The following is a 17,515-nucleotide window of genomic DNA, read 5'->3' on the forward strand; positions in this document are numbered from 1 at the left end:
ACACCAATTTACTGGGGAGTCTTAATTCTCTCCGATAAATGCACCACAGAGATACCAAAATAATCGCCCTCGCCTAAATAATTCACCGCTTGCCAGTGCATTAAGGCGCGGTAATTGCCATAGACCAGATACTTTCGGCCCTTAACACCGTCGGGCATGATAAGCGAAGCGTGAATATCCTCACGATTCGGTAAATCCGTATTATCGAACCGCCTGACACCGAGCTGTTGCCACTTGGCTAGGGTCTGTGATTGATTGAGTCCGATAAACTCGGTCTTAATATCCGCCGGTGCTTGAACCTGACGTCCCCAAGTATCTTCACCATTCCAGCCCTGCTGCTTAAGCAGGTTCGCGGCAGAGGCAAACGCATCGGCCACATTGTGCCAAATGTCTTTTTTACCATCACCGTCGCCATCTTGGCCGAAGGTTAAATATTCACTCGGTAGCAATTGGGTTTGCCCCATAAAGCCTTTGTCATTGCTTTTAAGATCATCAAACTTAAGGTGCTCTTTATCCATGATGGAAAGCGCAGCCATAAACTCCCGCTGGTAACGCGCCGTATCTTCGCCAGTAAAGGCTAACGACGCCATGACAGACAGCACTGGATAATCCCCGGACGCATCCCCAAAGTTAGAGACTAAGCCCCAGAGCGCCACTAAAAACCGCGGCTGCACCTGATACTTGTCGGCAATATTGCTCAATAGCACCTCATGCTCGTTAAAGAGCACGCGCGCCGTATCCACCTTCCATTCTGGCACTACCTCAGGCAGATAGGTTTCAAGGGTTTGGGATTGGCTTGGCGCTGCGGCCACATTGGCTTTTTTAAAGCGTTTTATCTGCGGGAAAGCGTTGTTGATCGTCGCTTGGCTAATGCCTTGGGCACTTGCCTCTTGCTTAAGCTTTAGGAGGTAATCGTTGAAGGAAGCGTCTTGCCCTAGCGCGCTATGGCTTACCAAGGGCAAGAAAATCAATGTACATGCTGCAACGCGTTGAAGGAGGGTCTTTGGCATATACCTTTGTCCGCAGTTTATGGGCTAGTCTTTAATCCCAAGACTTTCTCTGTGTTCGGCCAATAAATTAACCTGCGGTGGCGGAATTTGTAAATAAAAACCCTTTTCCTCGAGTGCTGCTCTGACCTTTTGAATATCGGCGATACCGAGGGATTCACGCTTAGCGATGGGGAACACCATCACTAACTGAGGCACACCAAACATCTCCAACAACGCTTGGGGAACATCATCAAAACAGTCCCTTTTGTTCACAAATAAGTAAGTGTCAGCCTTTCGACTACTTTTATAAACCGCACATAGCATAAGAGTATAAATATCCAATAGTTCAAACTTGCCAGTCAATGGGGCACACTATAACATGGTCGCCTAGTAATTTAATTGTAAAATCAGCGAACCGACTGATGATTTCTGGAGAATAGTGCCGGGATGTCAAAACCTAGCTTAGAGTTAAAAGGCGCTTCTTTTACTCTTTCAGTGCTTCATATCAATAGCAGCGACTTAAATGCTGTCATGGCTGAATTAGATAGCAAATTGGCACAAGCCCCTCAATTTTTTCTGGGTGCCCCTTTAGTCGTCAATCTCAGCGCCATCCAAGATAACGATTTCAATTTACATGGCTTAAAAGAGTTATTACTTTCCCGCCAACTCGTTATCGTGGGGATCACCGGAGCAACGACCGCCCTCAGCAATCAAGCTAAGACTCTGGGACTTGCCATCGTCAAAGCGGGTAAACAAAGCGTGACGCCCCCGCCTGCCCCGCGTCAAACTAAGGTTTTGAAGCAAAATATCCGCTCAGGCCAGCAGGTCTATGCAAAAAATGGTGATTTAATCATATTTGGTGCCGTAGGTAATGGCGCTGAAGTCATTGCCGATGGTAGCATTCATATTTATGGCGCATTACGAGGAAAAGCCATGGCGGGCGCGGCCGGCGACAGCAGCGCGGTAATCATCGCCCATTCCCTCGAGGCCGAATTAGTTTCAATAGCAGGGCAATATTGGCTCGCTGAAAATCTACAACAACATAGCTCAGATAAAAGCGGCTGCATTCGTTTAAATGGCGAGTCGCTTATCGTTGAATCATTGCCCCTCTAAATGGCATAAAAAAGGATAGAGAGAAACATGGCACAAATTATTGTTGTCACTTCAGGTAAAGGTGGTGTTGGTAAGACCACATCCAGTGCGGCGATTGCAACTGGACTTGCAATACAAGGGCATAAAACTGTTGTTATCGATTTCGATATAGGCTTACGTAACTTAGATTTGATCATGGGCTGCGAGCGCCGCGTCGTCTATGACTTTGTCAATGTGATCAACGGCGAAGCCAATTTAAATCAGGCACTGATTAAAGACAAACGCTGTGAAAAACTGTTTGTACTGCCTGCATCGCAAACCCGCGATAAAGATGCACTGACCAAAGAAGGCGTGGGTCGTGTGCTCGATGATTTAGCCAAAGAATTTGATTTTATTATTTGTGACTCTCCTGCTGGGATTGAGCAAGGCGCGATGATGGCACTGTACTTTGCTGATATCGCCATTGTGACCACCAACCCTGAAGTGAGCTCGGTTCGCGACTCTGACCGTATTCTGGGTATGCTGCAGAGTAAATCACGCCGCGCCGAACTGAATTTAGAGCCGATAAAAGAGTACTTACTGCTGACTCGTTATTCGCCGAGTCGCGTAAAATCGGGCGAAATGTTAAGTGTTGACGATGTAAAAGAAATCCTTGCCATTGAATTACTTGGTGTTATCCCTGAATCACAATCTGTACTCAAGGCCTCTAACTCGGGTGTGCCTGTGATTATCGATCAAGAGAGTGATGCAGGTGCGGCTTACAGTGATACGGTCGCGCGTTTACTGGGTGAAGATGTGCCAGTACGCTTCATTACGGAAGAGAAAAAAGGTTTCTTACAACGGATATTTGGTAGCTAATTATGTCTTTACTCGACTATTTCAAAAGCAAGAAAAAGCCTAGCACTGCGGTAATGGCAAAAGAGCGACTGCAAATTATTGTGGCCCATCAACGTGGACAACGGGATACTCCCGATTATTTTCCACAGATGAAACAAGAAATTATCGCCGTTATCCGCAAATATGTGCATATTTCTGATGATCAAGTTTCTGTGCAGTTAGATCAGAACGACGATAACCTGTCGGTACTCGAACTTAACGTCACATTGCCTGACAGATAAGTCGAGCGTTAGCGTCATCCTCATCATGGGGATGACGCTTTCTGCTGCGCTTTTGTAGAGTCTTAGGCGAAATAAGCTAAGCCTTGATATACGCGATAAAGGTCTTAACAACACGCCAAGACCTCTATGTTACTGCAGATGATGTATTAATCAGCTCTCAAATTAGACCTCAAGCTTTGCCAACGACTCGGCGGCGATTTGTCCACGCCAGCCACTTAAGACCGTCGGTAACTCACCCTGCTGTTTATCCCAACGCCATTGTAAATACTCATGAATATGACGTTTCGAGCCCAGCATCTCCATTGGGATGGCATGCTGCTCGCACAGTTCAGTTAAGCAGGTTTTAATGTTTTTAAAGGCCGATTTATAACCTGGTTTTAGCGCTAAGACATCCACTAATTCTGGTGGATTGTTTAAATCCGCGGTCTGCATCACCCGTAAAATATCTTTACCGTGAATGCGTTTCTCTTGCTCGGTCAAATCGTTCAGTTTGAGCAAATCGCCCATGCTCTTAGGCTGCTTTTTCGCTAGCGCGATCAGGCCGTGATCTTTAATTACAAAACCCAAGGCTAAATCCCGCGCTAAGGCTTTTTCTAAGCGCCACTTAGCCAACACTTTAAGGTAGGCCAACTGATGCTCAGTAAGCTGAAAGGCATTCTTCACTCTCAGGTACGCAGTATCCATATCCGGCGTCGCTAAGCGCCCTTCTGTCATCCGCTCACCTTCTTCATACAACCAGCCTAAGCGATCTTGTGCCTTAAGCTTGTCGGCGAGTTGCGGATAGAGTTGATACAGATACAACACATCGTTGGCGGCGTAGCTTAGCTGCGCCTCAGTCAAGGGACGACGCATCCAGTCGGTGCGCGACTCACCTTTATCAATCACTTCACCTAAGCAGGTTTCCACTAACTTGGCATAACCTAGGCCATGGCCCATGCCACATAAAGAGGCTGCGATTTGGCTATCGAACAAAGGCGTAGGTTGACGCTGACCATAGTGGGCGAAGACTTCTAAGTCCTCACTGCACGAATGCACCAGTTTGATGATGTTGGGATTATCCAGCAAAGACCAGAATGCACTGAGATCTGGCAGCGCAACTGGGTCAATTAAGGCTAAGGTTTTGCCATCATAGGCTTGAATGAGGCCAAGCTTAGCGTAATAGGTACGTGTGCGCACAAACTCGGTATCTAACACGAGCAGCGGACTCTGTTGATATTGAGCGACGAGGGCATTGAGGCTCGCTTCGTCGCTCACATACTGAAACACTGACAAATTCTTCTCCAGTTCCTGTGGGTTAAGCACCGTCCATAAAAACAAAAGCCGGCTCATTGCCGGCTTCAATCTTACGCGCGCTTCACTTCGTCTCGAAGTTCTCGTCGCAAGATCTTACCCACGTTGGTTTTAGGTAACTCGTCCCTAAATTCTACCAGCTTCGGTACTTTATATCCCGTTAAATGCGCACGGCAATGCTTAATGATGTCGTCAGCGGTTAAAGATTTATCTTTTGCCACCACAAACACCTTCACTAATTCGCCACTGGCGTCATTTGGCACGCCAACCGCAGCCACTTCAATCACTTTAGGGTGTAACGCGACCACCTCTTCGACTTCATTGGGGAAGACGTTGAAGCCCGACACTAAAATCATGTCTTTCTTACGGTCGACGATATAGAAGAAGCCTTGTTCATCCATATAACCGATATCGCCGGTGGCAAGCCAACCATCTTTATCGATCACTTTGGCCGTTTCCTCTGGGCGCTGCCAGTAGCCTTTCATTATCTGTGGACCTTTACCAAACAGTTCACCCGTCTCGCCTTGCGGCAACACATTACCTGCATCATCACGCACTTGAATTAAGGTCGATGGCGCAGGGAAACCGATAGAACCATTGTAACCGTCTAAGTTATAGGGGCAGCAAGTGAGTAGCGGCGAGGCTTCGGTTAAACCGTAACCTTCAAGTAAACGGGTTTTCGTGATGCTTTGCCATTTATCGGCCACGGCTTTTTGCACCGCCATCCCGCCACCAATGGATAATTTTAGGCGAGAAAAATCCAGTTCCGCAAAATCGCTGCTGTTCACTAACGCATTGAACAGGGTGTTGACGCCTGTCAGCGCGGTAAAAGGATATTTTTTCAGTTCGGCCACAAACCCAGGAATATCCCGAGGATTAGTGATTAACAGGTTTTGACTGCCCTTATGTAAGAACAGTAAGCAGTTCACTGTTAAAGCAAAAATATGGTAAAGCGGCAAGGCTGTTACCACAAATTCGTTGCCATCGCGCAGTGCCGGTGAATAAGCACCATTGGCCTGTAATACGTTGGCGACCACGTTTCTGTGGGTCAACATGGCGCCCTTTGACACCCCAGTCGTTCCACCTGTGTATTGCAAAAAGGCTAAGTCATCGCCCGTGATAACGGGTTTGACATACTGCATTCTGCGCCCTCTTGAGAGGGTTTCGCGCATTGAAAGTGCATGGGGTAAATCGTATTTAGGCACCAGTTTTTTGATGTACTTGACCACAAAGTTAACTAAGGTGCGTTTTGGCGCGCTCAGCAGATCCCCAAGCCCGGTGATAATCACGCTTTTAACAGGCGTCTGGTCGACAACTTCTTCCAAGGTACGGGCAAAGTTTGATACGACAACAATGGCCTTAGCGCCAGAGTCAACTAATTGGTGCTTTAATTCGCGGGGAGTGTAAAGCGGATTAACGTTCACCACCACCATGCCCGCACGTAAAATACCAAACAGCGCAATGGGATATTGCAGCAGGTTCGGCATCATCAGGGCGACACGGTCACCCTTTTGTAGCTTTAATTCATTTTGCAGATAAGCGGCAAACGCACGGCTGCGTTCTTCAAGTTTACGGTAAGTTAGCGTGGCACCCATGTTGATAAATGCCGGTTGATCTGCATATTTGGCCACCGCCGTCTCGAACATATCGACGAGCGATGAATACTGATCCGCATTAATCTCAGCAGGTACATCTTTTGGCAAATGATTAATCCAAGGCTGATCCACTACTTTCTCCTAAATCCCCACAACTGCGGACACGGTATCCCTACTACCGTCAATACTCGACAAATACCGAGTTAAAATACCGACTTACATTTTATTGTTATTGATTGACCCGCATAAATCATACGGGCGTTTTAATTTTGATCATCATCACATAAAAAAAACAAAAAACCTAGCGTCTTTTTTACGTAAGCAAAAGCGATTATTCGACAAACTGCTGGATCAAGTGCGCAACCCCTTTGGCGTTATCCATGTGCACATGGTGGTCGCCCTCGAGCATATGTTCCGACAAGTGTGTGAACCATTTCCTCGCCTTAGGCAATGCCGCTTGCAACTGGCTAAAGCCCTGTTTACCGCAGATTAATAAGGTCGAGACCGAAATATGCTGCATCAATGCATCGACCTGCTCAAAGGTCAGCCGCATGGGCGAATCGAGCCGTAATCTTGGATCACTGCGCCACGCAACACCATCGGTGGTAGGTTGCATATTGCGCTCGAGTAACAAGCGGCACCAAGGCTCCGCCAGCCCCGTTAAGTGCACTCTGGCTTTTACTGCGGTGTCCATGTTGTCGTAGACTTTTAGCTGTTTATGCTTTTGCGCTAAAAACTTCTCGTGCTGATAAAAACTCTTTCGCAGCCGCGTTTTCGCTTGAGTCGCCGACTCAAACAATGGGCTTAACGCCTCAATCAAAATCAGTTTGTTGACCTTTTCTGGAAAGGTTGAGGTATACGCCGAGGCAATAATGCCCCCTAACGAATGCCCTATGATGGCCAACGGCTTTTGCGGCAACATCGCCAGTAACGCATCGAGATCGTATAAATAGTCAATCCAATGCAATGGATAATGTCCCGGCCGATGCGCTGAAAAGCCATGACCGGGCCAATCTATGGCAAGTATTTGATAATGAGGCAAATACTCAGCGAGAGGCTCAAAACTGTTCGCATTGTCTAACCAGCCATGCAACGCGAGCAATAACGGCTTATCTTTCGCTCCCCACAATCGACCACTCAGCTTGATATGGGGTAACACAAACTCGACTTGATTTTTGGGGGCGAAAGATTGCCACATATTGCCTCTAATGTCAGGTGATTAGCGCGATTTTTTGATAAATTTGAGCGTCATGCGATCGCTCTCACCAATTGCTTGGTATTTTTCCTTATCGGTGTCGCCTAAGGCAAACGAAGGTGGCAGCGTCCAGACGCCCTTGGCGTAGTCCTTAGTGTCTTTCGGATTGGCGTTGATTTCTGAGCTTTCGGCTAAGGTAAAACCCACTTTTTTGGCCAGCGCGATCATCTCGTCTTGGTCCATGTAGCCCGTGCTCATATTCATGCCTTTATTGGCTCTATGTTCGACCACGCCAAACACGCCGCCATCTTTCAGCACTTTATAGGAGGCGGCAAACACGTTTTCGAGCTGGTCGCTTGAGGCCCAGTTATGTAAGTTACGGAAGGTTAATACCAAGTCCGCACTGCCATCGGCACCTAAATTCATCTTGGCCGGAGGGTCGAGAACCACCATTTTTGCATTACCAAATAAAGCTTTATTGGCCGTCATCCAAGTATCGAATTTCACGCCCGCATTGGCGCGATAGCGATTACCTGGAGTGTCCATGCTGGGGGTAGTTTCGAAACTGGCGGCAATATACTGCCCCTTAGGCGCAAGGTAAGGAGCAAGGATTTCAGTGTACCAGCCATTGCCTGGCCAGAGTTCAATGACGGTTTGTGTCGGGGTGATACCAAAAAATGTGAGGGTTTCTGCGGGATGACGATAAATATCGCGGCTGGCGTTTTTCGCTTGGCGAAATTCGCTCTTAATGGCCTTATCCAAGCCTTCATCGGCATAGGCCATACCTGAACATAAACCAGCAATCAGCATACTGGCGACGAGTGTGACTTTTTTCATAATAATTCTCCTTGGATACCGAAGACTTAAGCTAGCAGTCTATATAAAAAAATCCAAGAATTAGCCGCACAAGTTGACTATTTAGGCTGTAAATATTTGTGAAGTCATAGCGGCATGATGCCGCCATAGATTAGCGAGAGAGGGCTGAGTCCACCCGGCGCCACGCCATAAACAAGGCGCAGATACTGCAAAATAGCCAAATGGCGACCCAAATCCATGCCGGGATCCATGAACGCTCGGCCAACAGTACCGCATCGCCCTGCCCTTCGAGCCCGAGCAACACCGTCGGGCTTGCCAGCGCATTGAGCATGATCATCAGGCCAATAATGCGTAAAAATTGCGTGAGGAGGTTATTTTTGCTGAGTTTTAGCGGCAGTAATAACACTATCGTCAGCACTGCTAAAATGGCTAAAGTCAGTAAATCTCGCCCCCACAGCAGGCCACTTAACACCACTAAACCGCCTAAAAACGCAAAGCTTAGGCGAATGCCCTTAGGCCAAGTTGCCAACAGATAAATAAGGTATCCCCAACAGGCTGCGCCAAAATAGCCCGCAAATCCAATCACCAGTGGCGAGCCACCTTGGCTAAAGCAAAAACCCGCGCCATTGGGAAAGAGTTGTATATGACTCACTATGCCGCCACTGAGTATTGTCGCTATCCCATGGGACAACTCGTGGAAATAGCTCTCTAACCACTTAAAAGGCACGCTTAGATATGGAATGCGCGTCAATATGAGTGCCAGCATCAGTTCGATGATAAACAAACCGCGGCTAGGAAGACCGCCAGTTAGACGAGGAGTAAAACGGGATTGAGAAGACACGGGCGTACTATCAGGCATAAATATCCACACCGACCATCTGCTGAATTTCTTCACGTTTGGCGGCATGTTGCGTTTGAAGGTATTGGGCGATAGCCCCTTGATGACCTCGAGTGCTTTGTTCGTATTCGAGCTGGGCACCGAGTCTGGATTGTAGGTTTTGTGATGATCCTTCCGCGGTATCATCAAAGGCTAAGGCAGAAACCGCATCGAGCTCAATCACAGGGCGCGGCGCTTCCGTGGGCGACATTCCCTGTATGACTGCGGGGCGATTACTCGCAACCGCTTGTGTCAAACTCGTTTGAAGCGAATTTACCTGCATCGAAATGCCCAGTTTATATCCTATTAGCCTTGGTTAACCTTGTTAGGCGGTTGTGACAAATGCCTAACTAAGAATTGATGTCTGCATCGAGAATCCATGCAGACAGTTTAGATTCTAACGTATCATAGGCGAGAATGAACAGTTTATTCACGTCCCGGTAACTTTTTCCATGTCACAGTATCACGTAGGTACACAGGTTCGAGTTCATCGACACTGGTGGTTAATCCCGCTTTGATACCCGCTTCGGCCAACGCTAACATGGCACGGGCATCGGGATACTTCACCGCCGCTAAGGAGGTAATGCCGCTGCCTAACGCTAATAACTCGGGATAAGCATCAAACCCAGTGCCACAGCCGACAATGGCTTTATTAAGATCGAATGCCAGTTCAACCTGCTCTGGCGCACTCACTACCTCTTTACCGACTAAGGTGGCAATGCCATCGACGGCAACGAATTGACCCCAGTACACTTCTCCCATGCGCGCATCGATACAACAGATCACTTGCTCGGCAGCGTGCTCAGCAATCGCCATTTGTGCCATGGCCGCTAAGGTGGAAATGCCGATAACGGGTAAGTCTAACCCTAGGGCTAAACCTTGAGTCATGCTAGTGCAAATACGGATCCCCGTAAAACTGCCTGGCCCACGGCCGTAGGCAATGGCATCCAGTTTATCTAAGCCGACATTGGCTTGTTTTAATACGGCTTCCACCATAGGCAATAAACGCTGACTATGCTCCCGTGGTGCATCGGCTAACTCAGCAAAAACCTGTCCTTGGTAATACAGGGCAGCCGAACAAGCTTCGGTACAAGTGTCGAGGGCGAGAATACAAACAGAGTCTTGGGGTGTTGTCATATAAAAACCGCGCTGTGGGTATAGTTGGACAGACGAAAAGTGACTTATTAGGTCCTGCACTATACCAAGTGTAAATTGGCGCAAATGATAACATCAAATAATCGAAAGCAAAGGCTTAAAAGCGGCGGCTAATAGATCGATTAGCTTAGCGCTGGGTTTGTGATCGCCATCACTAACTCAAAAACCTCTTCGGCCTTTGGCCAAATATTGGGAAACTTTTCCTCCATTTTGGGTCTGAGCAAACAGTGTTGAAGCTTTTGTCTCACCTCACTTAGCACCTCTATGCAACTGCAAAACACTTGCTAAGCAGGTCCTAAGCATCGTTTTTACTCTCTCCCACTTACGCGAAGCTTCGCGTGATGCTTTCACACCGTTAATAAGGAAATTCAATGAGCAGTACACAAGAAAATACCCTTAAACCCCTTCGCCGTTTAAGACGCCTGCGCCGCACCGAAGCCATGCGTGACCTAGTGCGTGAAACCCAGATTTCCCTAAGCGACTTGGTTCACCCACTCTTCATCGAAGAACACATCAGCCAAGCAGTGCCCATTTCAACCTTGCCGGGGATCAGCCGTCTGCCCGAGAGTGCGCTTGCCGATGAAATTCAAAGCCTTTACGCCCTAGGGATCCGTTATGTGATGCCCTTTGGTATTTCCCACACCAAAGATGCACAGGGCAGCGACACTTGGGATGACAATGGCTTGCTCGCACGAATGATCCGCACCATCAAAACCGCCGCGCCAGAGATGATGGTGATCCCCGATATTTGTTTTTGTGAATATACCGACCACGGACACTGCGGCGTATTGCACCATGACGAAGTCTGTAATGATGAAACCGTGGCTAACTTAGTCAAACAATCCATTAGCGCCGCCAAAGCCGGAGCCGATATGCTGGCGCCATCGGCCATGATGGACGGCCAAATTAAAGCCATTCGCCAAGGGCTGGATGAAGCAGGCTTTGAGCACATTGCCATTTTGGCCCACGCTGCCAAGTTCGCCTCGTCCTTCTATGGGCCTTTTAGGGCCGCGGTGGATTGTGAACTTAGCGGAAACCGTAAAGGCTATCAGCTCGATTACGCCAATGGTCGCCAAGCCTTGCTCGAAGCACTGCTCGATCAAGAGGAAGGCGCGGATATTTTGATGGTGAAACCCGGCACGCCTTATTTGGATGTGCTAAGTCGCCTAAGACAGGAAACCCACCTTCCCTTAGCGGCTTATCAAGTCGGTGGCGAATATGCCGGCATTAAGTTTGCCGCACTGGCTGGCGCCCTCGATGAGCGCGCAGTCGTCACCGAAACCTTTATCGGGTTAAAGCGGGCCGGCGCCGATTTAATTGTCAGTTATTACGCGAAACAATATGCCGAGTGGTTAGCACAATCCCGCTAATGCGCTAAGTCTTCAGCCTATCAGGAAAGCAATTAACGAAAACGCCACCCTATCGGTGGCGTTTTTTATCCGTCATTTTGCTCGCACATTAAGCTTATGCTTGTAGCTCGGCAAAAAGGGCTCTGATCTTCTCAACCTTTGGCCTTACCACAATTTGGCAATAGGGCTGCTCGCCATGCAGGGCGAAATAATCATTGTGGTAATCCTCAGCGGGATAAAATGACTCAAAGGCCACCACTTGGGTCACTATCGGCGCATCAAATACCTTTGCCTCGGTTAATTTGGCAATCATGGCGTTAGTCTCTTCAATCTGCGCCGCATCATGGGCAAAGACGACCGAGCGATACTGCGGCCCTTTATCATTGCCTTGTCGATTAAGCGTGGTGGGATCGTGACTCTCAAATAACACCTGCAGCAGCGTTGTAAAGCTGATTTGCGCGGGGTCAAATTCGATGTGCACCACTTCAGCATGCCCGGTTAATCCCGAACACACCGACTTATAATCGGCATCGCTCGCCTCGCCACCCGAGTAACCTGAACTGACATTCAGCACGCCCTTAAGGCTCTTAAAAATCGCTTCAACACACCAAAAACAGCCCGCACCAAAGGTCGCAAAGGCCGTTTTATGCGTCGATGTTGTCACCTCATCGGCCGCTTGAAACAGCATGGAGACAGAGTTAACGCAGTGACGAATATTTTTCGGCGTTAAAAATTCCCCTTCAAACACATGGCCTAAATGACCGCCACACTGGCTACAGACGATTTCGGTACGGCGACCATCGGCGTCGACATGACGACTCACTGCGCCCGGAATTTCATCATCGAAGGCTGGCCAACCACAGTGGGCATTAAACTTATCTTCTGAGCGATACAAAGGCGCATGGCATTTTTTGCACAAATACACGCCTTTGGCGTCATGTTTATAATACTCACCGCTAAAGGGACGTTCAGTGCCCTTTTCTTCTATGACATAGCGTTCAAAATCAGTCAGTTTGTTCATAAAAGTCTCCTTTAGCTCCTAAGGTTTTCGCCTGCATAAGACCGTATATTCCTTAGGTTTATTGCGCCTCGGCCTGAATTGCTTTTTGGCATAGTAGCCGCTTTAGTCGATAAAATCCTGTTGATTGAGCCATTGCTTAAATAACTGGAGGAAAATTCAGCAGTAATCTCAGTCCGTCGTCTTGAGTGTTTGCACCAAACAGAGTGCAAAGCTACACTTGCTGCGGGTCAATTCTCTACCCAAATCCTTTCTATTTGGGCCGCTTTGCACTAGGGCTTAGCGCACCATACCGATAATGAGATAAGTGGCAACGACTCCTTACCTTTATCCTTAGAAAGTGTTTGGTTAACAACCATATATAACAAGTAGAAACAATATGAAATTAGAAACCATTGATTATCGCGCAGCCGATAGCGCCAAACGCTTCGTCGAATCCCTACGTGAAACGGGCTTTGGTGTGCTCTCTAACCACCCTATCGATAAAGAGCTGGTCGAAAGTATTTACGCTGAGTGGCAAGCCTTTTTCAATTCTGACGCTAAGAACGAATTTATGTTCAATCGTGAAACCCACGATGGCTTCTTCCCCGCGTCGATTTCTGAAACCGCAAAAGGCCACACGGTTAAAGACATCAAAGAGTATTACCACGTATACCCTTGGGGTCGTATTCCAGATTCTTTGCGTACCAATATTCTGGCTTACTATGAAAAAGCCAATGCGCTGGCCTCTGAACTGTTAGAGTGGATTGAAACCTACTCACCAGACGAGGTTAAAGCCAAGTTTTCAATTCCGCTGCCAGCAATGATTGCCGACAGCCACAAAACCCTACTGCGCATTCTGCATTACCCGCCGATGACGGGCGATGAAGAAATGGGTGCTATCCGCGCTGCGGCCCACGAAGATATTAACCTCATCACTGTACTACCCGCGGCCAACGAGCCAGGGCTGCAAGTCAAAGCCAAAGACGGCTCTTGGTTAGATGTGCCAAGTGATTTTGGCAATATTATCATCAACATTGGTGATATGTTGCAGGAGGCCTCTGGCGGTTACTTCCCATCGACCTCACACCGCGTGATTAACCCAGAAGGCACGGATAAGACTAAGTCGCGTATTTCTCTGCCCTTATTCTTACACCCTAATCCTTCGGTTGTGCTGTCTGAGCGTTACACCGCCGACAGCTACTTAATGGAAAGATTGCGCGAGCTGGGCGTCCTGTAATGTCAACTACGCGTCAGCGAAATGAGTGATAAGCTCAAATTCGCATCAAGATTAAGCAATTAAGCGCCTTCGGGCGCTTTTTTTATGACATTCGTCGCCTTCAAGGTAGAATAGTCGTCTTTAGGTCATTAAGAACAAGGCGCTATCATGGCAATTCAATGGTATCCGGGGCACATGCACAAGGCACGCAAAGAGATCGAAGAGGCTATGCCTCAGGTCGATCTGGTGATTGAGGTGCTGGACGCCCGTATTCCCTACAGTAGTGAAAACCCCATGGTGTCAAAGCTTCGCGGCGACAAACCTTGTATCAAGCTACTGAATAAATCCGACTTAGCCGATCCTGATATCACTGCCCAATGGATTGAATACCTTGAGCGTGAACAAGGGGTAAAAGCGACTGCGATTACCACGCTACAACCGGGTATGTTGAAAATGCTACCGGATCTTTGTCGTAAGTTAGTACCGAGTCGCGATAAGACCGAAAAGGACATTCGCACTATGATCATGGGGATCCCTAACGTGGGTAAATCCACCATTATCAATACCTTAGCCGGTCGTGTTATCGCCAAAACCGGTAACGAACCCGCTGTCACCAAAAGCCAGCAGCGTATTAACCTACGCAACGGCATTGTGCTCTCGGACACGCCAGGAATTTTATGGCCTAAAGTCGATAACGAAGCCAGTAGCTATCGCCTCGCCGTCACAGGTGCCATTAAAGATACCGCCATGGAATACGAAGATGTGGCACTGTTTGCCGCTGGTTATTTCTTAAAGGCGTACCCGAAGGAAATTTGCGAGCGTTATAACATCAGCGAATTACCTAAGGATGATATGGCGTTACTCGAAGAAATCGGCCGTAAACGTGGCGCACTGCGTCCCGGTGGTCGCATCGATCTGCATAAAGCCTCGGAAGTCGTGTTACACGATTACCGCTCAGGTCGAATTGGCCTGTTATCCCTCGAAACCCCAGCGATGGCTGAAATCGAGAAAGCCGAAGTGGAACGCATTCTGGCTGAAAAGGCTGCCGAGAAAGCCGCTAAGTTAGAAGCAGAAAAACTAAAACGCTCAGGGAAACGACATAACGTTTAAGCGCTGTATTTAGTACTGTGCACAAGCCTAACCGAGCAAGAGGCGTTAAAGCGACTAATTTAAGTGATTAATTAAATTGATTATTTAGATTGAAAAATCGCTTAACAGAATGCATCAATCGCCCTCAGTTTGACCCATCAGCCAGCGCCACCTTAGCGCTGGCTTTTTATTTGCCCCAAGTATTCATGGTAAGCGAAGCAATCCTCAATCTACAGCAAAATTTACTGCGAAGCTGGCAGTCATCTATGAGCAATAATGCATGCCTTAGCCCATTTATGCTTAGGTGCTTTCTATCAGTACAAACCAGAAGCACTATTGGGCTCGAACACTGGGGCTTGGCCTGCGGCTATCATGTTATAGCTCAACATAAAGGGCACTCCACCCTCCGAGGCCATTATATTATCCATCCAGCCAATCGGATTATTGAACAAGGAGTTATCGTGATTTAATACCCCAATGGCGCCGTTGGCTTCATCAAAGTCCCAAACGACTGAGCCCCAGTGCCAATTGAGCCCTTTTACATATTGCCAGCCAAGCAAGGCCCCGAGTGCGTAGAGCACATCATCATCCATCATTCGTTGATTTGCCCGATAGTCACGCGTCAGTTCCGTAATAGCTGCCACAATCTCTTGCGGCGATGTGTGCTCCGACAAGCTGAGTAATGCAAGCCCTTTTTGAGCTAACTGTTCGAGTTCTTTCTGAATGTCCTCAGATATCGCATTAATTTCGGCCATAATACCTCCCTTAAAATGAGCCAAATATCCAAAGCAAGATACGGATAAATCCGATTGGCGCCAATACCACATTGGGATGAAAACACTAAAGCAGATCACCCATTGTAGATAAATCCATCAGCATGAAATGGGACATTTCCAATTTACGATGACGGGCTGATTTCTACCCAATCGATAAGTTTTAGTATCCCAAACGCAACCAAGTACCGCTGATCACAGTGCCTGAGATGCAAGAAAATGAACATAAACGTTCATCCTTGATCTGTAGTGCCAGATTCACTTTATGCATGATTTTTCGTAGGATATGCAACCCATGGCTAATCCCTGAAGCTCTCCCTCCCCTTTCTAAGTTGACGCCATTATTCAATGGTAAATTTTGCCACTGAGATCTCAATACATTCCTCATGGTTGGCAGCGGAGAATCGATGAAAAAATCCCCAATTTCGAACAAAGATAGTATGTATAAATATTTATTTTTCACATTGACATGCAATCAGTATTGCATGCGTAATCAGGATGGAAATAAGTTTGAAAGAGTGGGGTATATTTTGCTGGTATGGTGAGAATGGAAGTAGCAGTATCCATTGTTTATAAGTTAACATCGTCAAGCATGATGTTGTCCGTCTTAATTTTTTCTGGCAAATTGGTTATTACGCTTCAACATCCCGTTCGATTAGCTACAGAGACAACTTAGATACCACGCACTATGTTTGACGCTTTCCAGCAATACAACAGTATGACTTTACTCAGCAAGAGATAGAGCAATTAACGCACTCAGCAAAACTAATTGAGTTACCGACACGGCATATGTTGCTCCATCAGGGTGAAGTTGCAAAAGAGATTTTCTTTCTATTAGAGGGAATATGTCGCGCCGCTTATCTGACTGATAAGGGGAAAGAGTTTAGCAAACAGTTTTATTGGGAAAATGACTGGATCATTGGTTTTGAAAGCTTAGTCAACCAACAACCTTCACCATACCAGCTAGAATCTCTTACCCAGAGCTCTATTCTGTCTCTGCCTATCGAAACATTGATAACTTGGCGTGAGCAAAAGCACAGTATTTATCTTAAGCTGCTTGAAACGCAACTAATGTATAAGGAAAACAAAGAACGCTTTATGTTGCTCTATACTCCTGAAGAGCGCTATGAATGTTCTGCCAACATTATCCCAACTTGCGAAAACGTCTCAACGATTATCAAATTGCCGCTTATCTTGGCATGACCTCAATCAGTCTAAGTCATATCAAAAAGCGTAATCAAAGTTAACTATTGTTAATGCCTTAATAATCCTGCCTTGCTACATTGCAGACTTCATCAATAGCAAAGCAGGAAAAGAATGATTACTTGGCAACTCAAATCGTTTTCTCAACTAACTACAATACAACTATATCAACTACTTAAACTCAGAGTTGAGGTGTTTGTTGTTGAGCAAAACTGCCCTTATCCAGAATTGGATAACAAAGATCACCAGCAAGATGTTTACCACTTATTAAGCTATCAAGGTGACAAACTAATAGCCTGCGCACGCCTATTGCCAAAGGGGATTAGTTACCCATCTGCCAGTATCGGTCGTGTGACTATTTCAAAAAATCATCGCGGAGGTGGCTTTGGTCATCAACTGTTACAAGAGGCTTTAAGTGCATGTGAGCTGTTGTGGCCTGACGAGTCAATCGAGATTGGCGCACAAGAGTACCTGTCAGAATTCTATCAGCATCATGGATTTATACCGACTTCTGCTATCTATTTGGAAGATGACATCCCACATATCGATATGAAGTTGGAAAAGTAACCATACCTTTCTCTGTAACCAATGTTGCGATACTACTTCTCATAATAGGTAACTTTGCTACTTCACTGTCTGATGTTGCTGTAAAGTTACTTAATGGCGAAATCTCAACCTTTCAGTACATTTTCATACGCCAATTATTTTCCGCTTTGGTTATTTGTCCTTTATGGTTGAAGCAGTCTAAGCAGCAGCGA

19 protein-coding genes are annotated in these 17,515 nt (G+C 47.1%); 8 read left to right on the plus strand and 11 right to left on the minus strand.

All coding sequences use genetic code 11. The annotated features are described in order from the left end of the window. Positions 1-8: 8 nt before the first annotated feature. The gene (locus M0415_RS06280; RefSeq protein ID WP_249554923.1) at positions 9-1,010 is read right to left on the minus strand and encodes a lytic murein transglycosylase; all 1,002 of its coding nucleotides are present in this window, start codon (positions 1,008-1,010) and stop codon (positions 9-11) included. A 24-nt stretch (positions 1,011-1,034) separates the two neighbouring features. Further along, positions 1,035-1,313, minus strand: a complete 279-nt coding sequence (locus M0415_RS06285; RefSeq protein ID WP_011717311.1) for a YcgL domain-containing protein — start codon at positions 1,311-1,313, stop codon at positions 1,035-1,037. A gap of 123 nt (positions 1,314-1,436) precedes the next feature. On the opposite strand from M0415_RS06285, the gene minC reads away from it, so the two are divergent. Genes minC through minE form a run of 3 tightly spaced genes read left to right on the plus strand, consistent with a single transcriptional unit; the run spans position 1,437 to position 3,199 of the window. Next, positions 1,437-2,102: a septum site-determining protein MinC gene (gene minC, locus M0415_RS06290; RefSeq protein ID WP_011717312.1), complete on the plus strand. Its 666-nt coding sequence runs from the start codon at positions 1,437-1,439 to the stop codon at positions 2,100-2,102. A 27-nt stretch (positions 2,103-2,129) separates the two neighbouring features. Further along, entirely contained in the window at positions 2,130-2,939 is an 810-nt protein-coding gene (gene minD, locus M0415_RS06295) for a septum site-determining protein MinD (protein ID WP_011717313.1), read from the plus strand. 2 nt (positions 2,940-2,941) lie between these two features. Further along, the gene (minE, locus tag M0415_RS06300; RefSeq protein WP_011622938.1) at positions 2,942-3,199 is read left to right on the plus strand and encodes a cell division topological specificity factor MinE; all 258 of its coding nucleotides are present in this window, start codon (positions 2,942-2,944) and stop codon (positions 3,197-3,199) included. Between the two features lie 162 nt (positions 3,200-3,361). Here minE and rnd read toward each other — a convergent pair whose 3' ends face one another. The 7 genes from rnd to tsaB form a co-directional block, all read right to left on the minus strand. Further along, positions 3,362-4,471 carry a ribonuclease D gene (rnd, locus tag M0415_RS06305; protein ID WP_249556594.1) on the minus strand — a complete coding sequence of 370 codons (1,110 nt, stop codon included), beginning with the start codon at positions 4,469-4,471 and terminating at the stop codon, positions 3,362-3,364. Between the two features lie 71 nt (positions 4,472-4,542). Next, the gene (gene fadD, locus M0415_RS06310) at positions 4,543-6,216 is read right to left on the minus strand and encodes a long-chain-fatty-acid--CoA ligase FadD (RefSeq protein WP_249554921.1); all 1,674 of its coding nucleotides are present in this window, start codon (positions 6,214-6,216) and stop codon (positions 4,543-4,545) included. A gap of 199 nt (positions 6,217-6,415) precedes the next feature. Further along, positions 6,416-7,282 carry an alpha/beta hydrolase gene (locus M0415_RS06315; protein ID WP_249554919.1) on the minus strand — a complete coding sequence of 289 codons (867 nt, stop codon included), beginning with the start codon at positions 7,280-7,282 and terminating at the stop codon, positions 6,416-6,418. A 21-nt stretch (positions 7,283-7,303) separates the two neighbouring features. Next, positions 7,304-8,116 carry a class I SAM-dependent methyltransferase gene (locus tag M0415_RS06320; protein ID WP_249554917.1) on the minus strand — a complete coding sequence of 271 codons (813 nt, stop codon included), beginning with the start codon at positions 8,114-8,116 and terminating at the stop codon, positions 7,304-7,306. Between the two features lie 130 nt (positions 8,117-8,246). Continuing rightward, complete coding sequence (locus tag M0415_RS06325) at positions 8,247-8,954, minus strand: M50 family metallopeptidase (protein ID WP_249554915.1); 708 nt, start codon at positions 8,952-8,954, stop codon at positions 8,247-8,249. Beyond that, positions 8,947-9,255 carry a hypothetical protein gene (locus M0415_RS06330; protein WP_086904111.1) on the minus strand — a complete coding sequence of 103 codons (309 nt, stop codon included), beginning with the start codon at positions 9,253-9,255 and terminating at the stop codon, positions 8,947-8,949. Before M0415_RS06330 ends, M0415_RS06325 begins: the two co-directional genes overlap by 8 nt. A gap of 143 nt (positions 9,256-9,398) precedes the next feature. Then, positions 9,399-10,109 carry a tRNA (adenosine(37)-N6)-threonylcarbamoyltransferase complex dimerization subunit type 1 TsaB gene (tsaB, locus tag M0415_RS06335; RefSeq protein WP_249554912.1) on the minus strand — a complete coding sequence of 237 codons (711 nt, stop codon included), beginning with the start codon at positions 10,107-10,109 and terminating at the stop codon, positions 9,399-9,401. A 389-nt stretch (positions 10,110-10,498) separates the two neighbouring features. Between tsaB and hemB the strand changes: the two genes are divergently transcribed. Further along, on the plus strand, positions 10,499-11,497 hold the full coding sequence (hemB, locus tag M0415_RS06340) for a porphobilinogen synthase (protein WP_249554910.1): 999 nt from the start codon (positions 10,499-10,501) through the stop codon (positions 11,495-11,497). 94 nt (positions 11,498-11,591) lie between these two features. Here hemB and M0415_RS06345 read toward each other — a convergent pair whose 3' ends face one another. Then, a complete protein-coding gene (locus tag M0415_RS06345) occupies positions 11,592-12,497 on the minus strand; it encodes a bifunctional methionine sulfoxide reductase B/A protein (protein ID WP_249554908.1) in 906 nt (301 codons plus the stop codon). Positions 12,498-12,873: 376 nt separating this feature from the next. On the opposite strand from M0415_RS06345, the gene M0415_RS06350 reads away from it, so the two are divergent. Together M0415_RS06350 and ylqF are read left to right on the plus strand one after the other, a co-directional pair. Then, positions 12,874-13,713 carry an isopenicillin N synthase family dioxygenase gene (locus tag M0415_RS06350; RefSeq protein ID WP_089067651.1) on the plus strand — a complete coding sequence of 280 codons (840 nt, stop codon included), beginning with the start codon at positions 12,874-12,876 and terminating at the stop codon, positions 13,711-13,713. 147 nt (positions 13,714-13,860) lie between these two features. Further along, a complete protein-coding gene (gene ylqF / locus M0415_RS06355; protein WP_011622949.1) occupies positions 13,861-14,802 on the plus strand; it encodes a ribosome biogenesis GTPase YlqF in 942 nt (313 codons plus the stop codon). Between the two features lie 293 nt (positions 14,803-15,095). On the opposite strand, the gene M0415_RS06360 is transcribed toward ylqF, so the two are convergent. Further along, complete coding sequence (locus M0415_RS06360; RefSeq protein ID WP_249554906.1) at positions 15,096-15,536, minus strand: hypothetical protein; 441 nt, start codon at positions 15,534-15,536, stop codon at positions 15,096-15,098. Positions 15,537-16,343: 807 nt separating this feature from the next. Between M0415_RS06360 and M0415_RS06365 the strand changes: the two genes are divergently transcribed. Together M0415_RS06365 and M0415_RS06370 are read left to right on the plus strand one after the other, a co-directional pair. Then, a complete protein-coding gene (locus tag M0415_RS06365) occupies positions 16,344-16,757 on the plus strand; it encodes a Crp/Fnr family transcriptional regulator (RefSeq protein ID WP_249554904.1) in 414 nt (137 codons plus the stop codon). A gap of 114 nt (positions 16,758-16,871) precedes the next feature. Then, a complete protein-coding gene (locus M0415_RS06370; protein WP_249554903.1) occupies positions 16,872-17,324 on the plus strand; it encodes a GNAT family N-acetyltransferase in 453 nt (150 codons plus the stop codon). Positions 17,325-17,515: the final 191 nt, after the last annotated feature.

The sequence above is a fragment of the Shewanella sp. 10B genome (assembly GCF_023475885.1).
GTDB lineage: Bacteria > Pseudomonadota > Gammaproteobacteria > Enterobacterales > Shewanellaceae > Shewanella > Shewanella mangrovisoli.

What these genes read in the sequence shown, in the direction of transcription:
- M0415_RS06280 (WP_249554923.1), bottom strand. Translation starts at nt 1,010, where the DNA reads ATGCCAAAGACCCTCCTTCAACGCGTTGCAGCATGTACATTGATTTTC.
- M0415_RS06285 (WP_011717311.1), bottom strand. Translation starts at nt 1,313, where the DNA reads ATGCTATGTGCGGTTTATAAAAGTAGTCGAAAGGCTGACACTTACTTA.
- minC (WP_011717312.1), top strand. Translation starts at nt 1,437, where the DNA reads ATGTCAAAACCTAGCTTAGAGTTAAAAGGCGCTTCTTTTACTCTTTCA.
- minD (WP_011717313.1), top strand. Translation starts at nt 2,130, where the DNA reads ATGGCACAAATTATTGTTGTCACTTCAGGTAAAGGTGGTGTTGGTAAG.
- minE (WP_011622938.1), top strand. Translation starts at nt 2,942, where the DNA reads ATGTCTTTACTCGACTATTTCAAAAGCAAGAAAAAGCCTAGCACTGCG.
- M0415_RS06315 (WP_249554919.1), bottom strand. Translation starts at nt 7,282, where the DNA reads ATGTGGCAATCTTTCGCCCCCAAAAATCAAGTCGAGTTTGTGTTACCC.
- M0415_RS06320 (WP_249554917.1), bottom strand. Translation starts at nt 8,116, where the DNA reads ATGAAAAAAGTCACACTCGTCGCCAGTATGCTGATTGCTGGTTTATGT.
- M0415_RS06325 (WP_249554915.1), bottom strand. Translation starts at nt 8,954, where the DNA reads ATGCCTGATAGTACGCCCGTGTCTTCTCAATCCCGTTTTACTCCTCGT.
- M0415_RS06330 (WP_086904111.1), bottom strand. Translation starts at nt 9,255, where the DNA reads ATGCAGGTAAATTCGCTTCAAACGAGTTTGACACAAGCGGTTGCGAGT.
- tsaB (WP_249554912.1), bottom strand. Translation starts at nt 10,109, where the DNA reads ATGACAACACCCCAAGACTCTGTTTGTATTCTCGCCCTCGACACTTGT.
- hemB (WP_249554910.1), top strand. Translation starts at nt 10,499, where the DNA reads ATGAGCAGTACACAAGAAAATACCCTTAAACCCCTTCGCCGTTTAAGA.
- M0415_RS06345 (WP_249554908.1), bottom strand. Translation starts at nt 12,497, where the DNA reads ATGAACAAACTGACTGATTTTGAACGCTATGTCATAGAAGAAAAGGGC.
- M0415_RS06350 (WP_089067651.1), top strand. Translation starts at nt 12,874, where the DNA reads ATGAAATTAGAAACCATTGATTATCGCGCAGCCGATAGCGCCAAACGC.
- ylqF (WP_011622949.1), top strand. Translation starts at nt 13,861, where the DNA reads ATGGCAATTCAATGGTATCCGGGGCACATGCACAAGGCACGCAAAGAG.
- M0415_RS06360 (WP_249554906.1), bottom strand. Translation starts at nt 15,536, where the DNA reads ATGGCCGAAATTAATGCGATATCTGAGGACATTCAGAAAGAACTCGAA.
- M0415_RS06365 (WP_249554904.1), top strand. Translation starts at nt 16,344, where the DNA reads ATGTTGCTCCATCAGGGTGAAGTTGCAAAAGAGATTTTCTTTCTATTA.
- M0415_RS06370 (WP_249554903.1), top strand. Translation starts at nt 16,872, where the DNA reads ATGATTACTTGGCAACTCAAATCGTTTTCTCAACTAACTACAATACAA.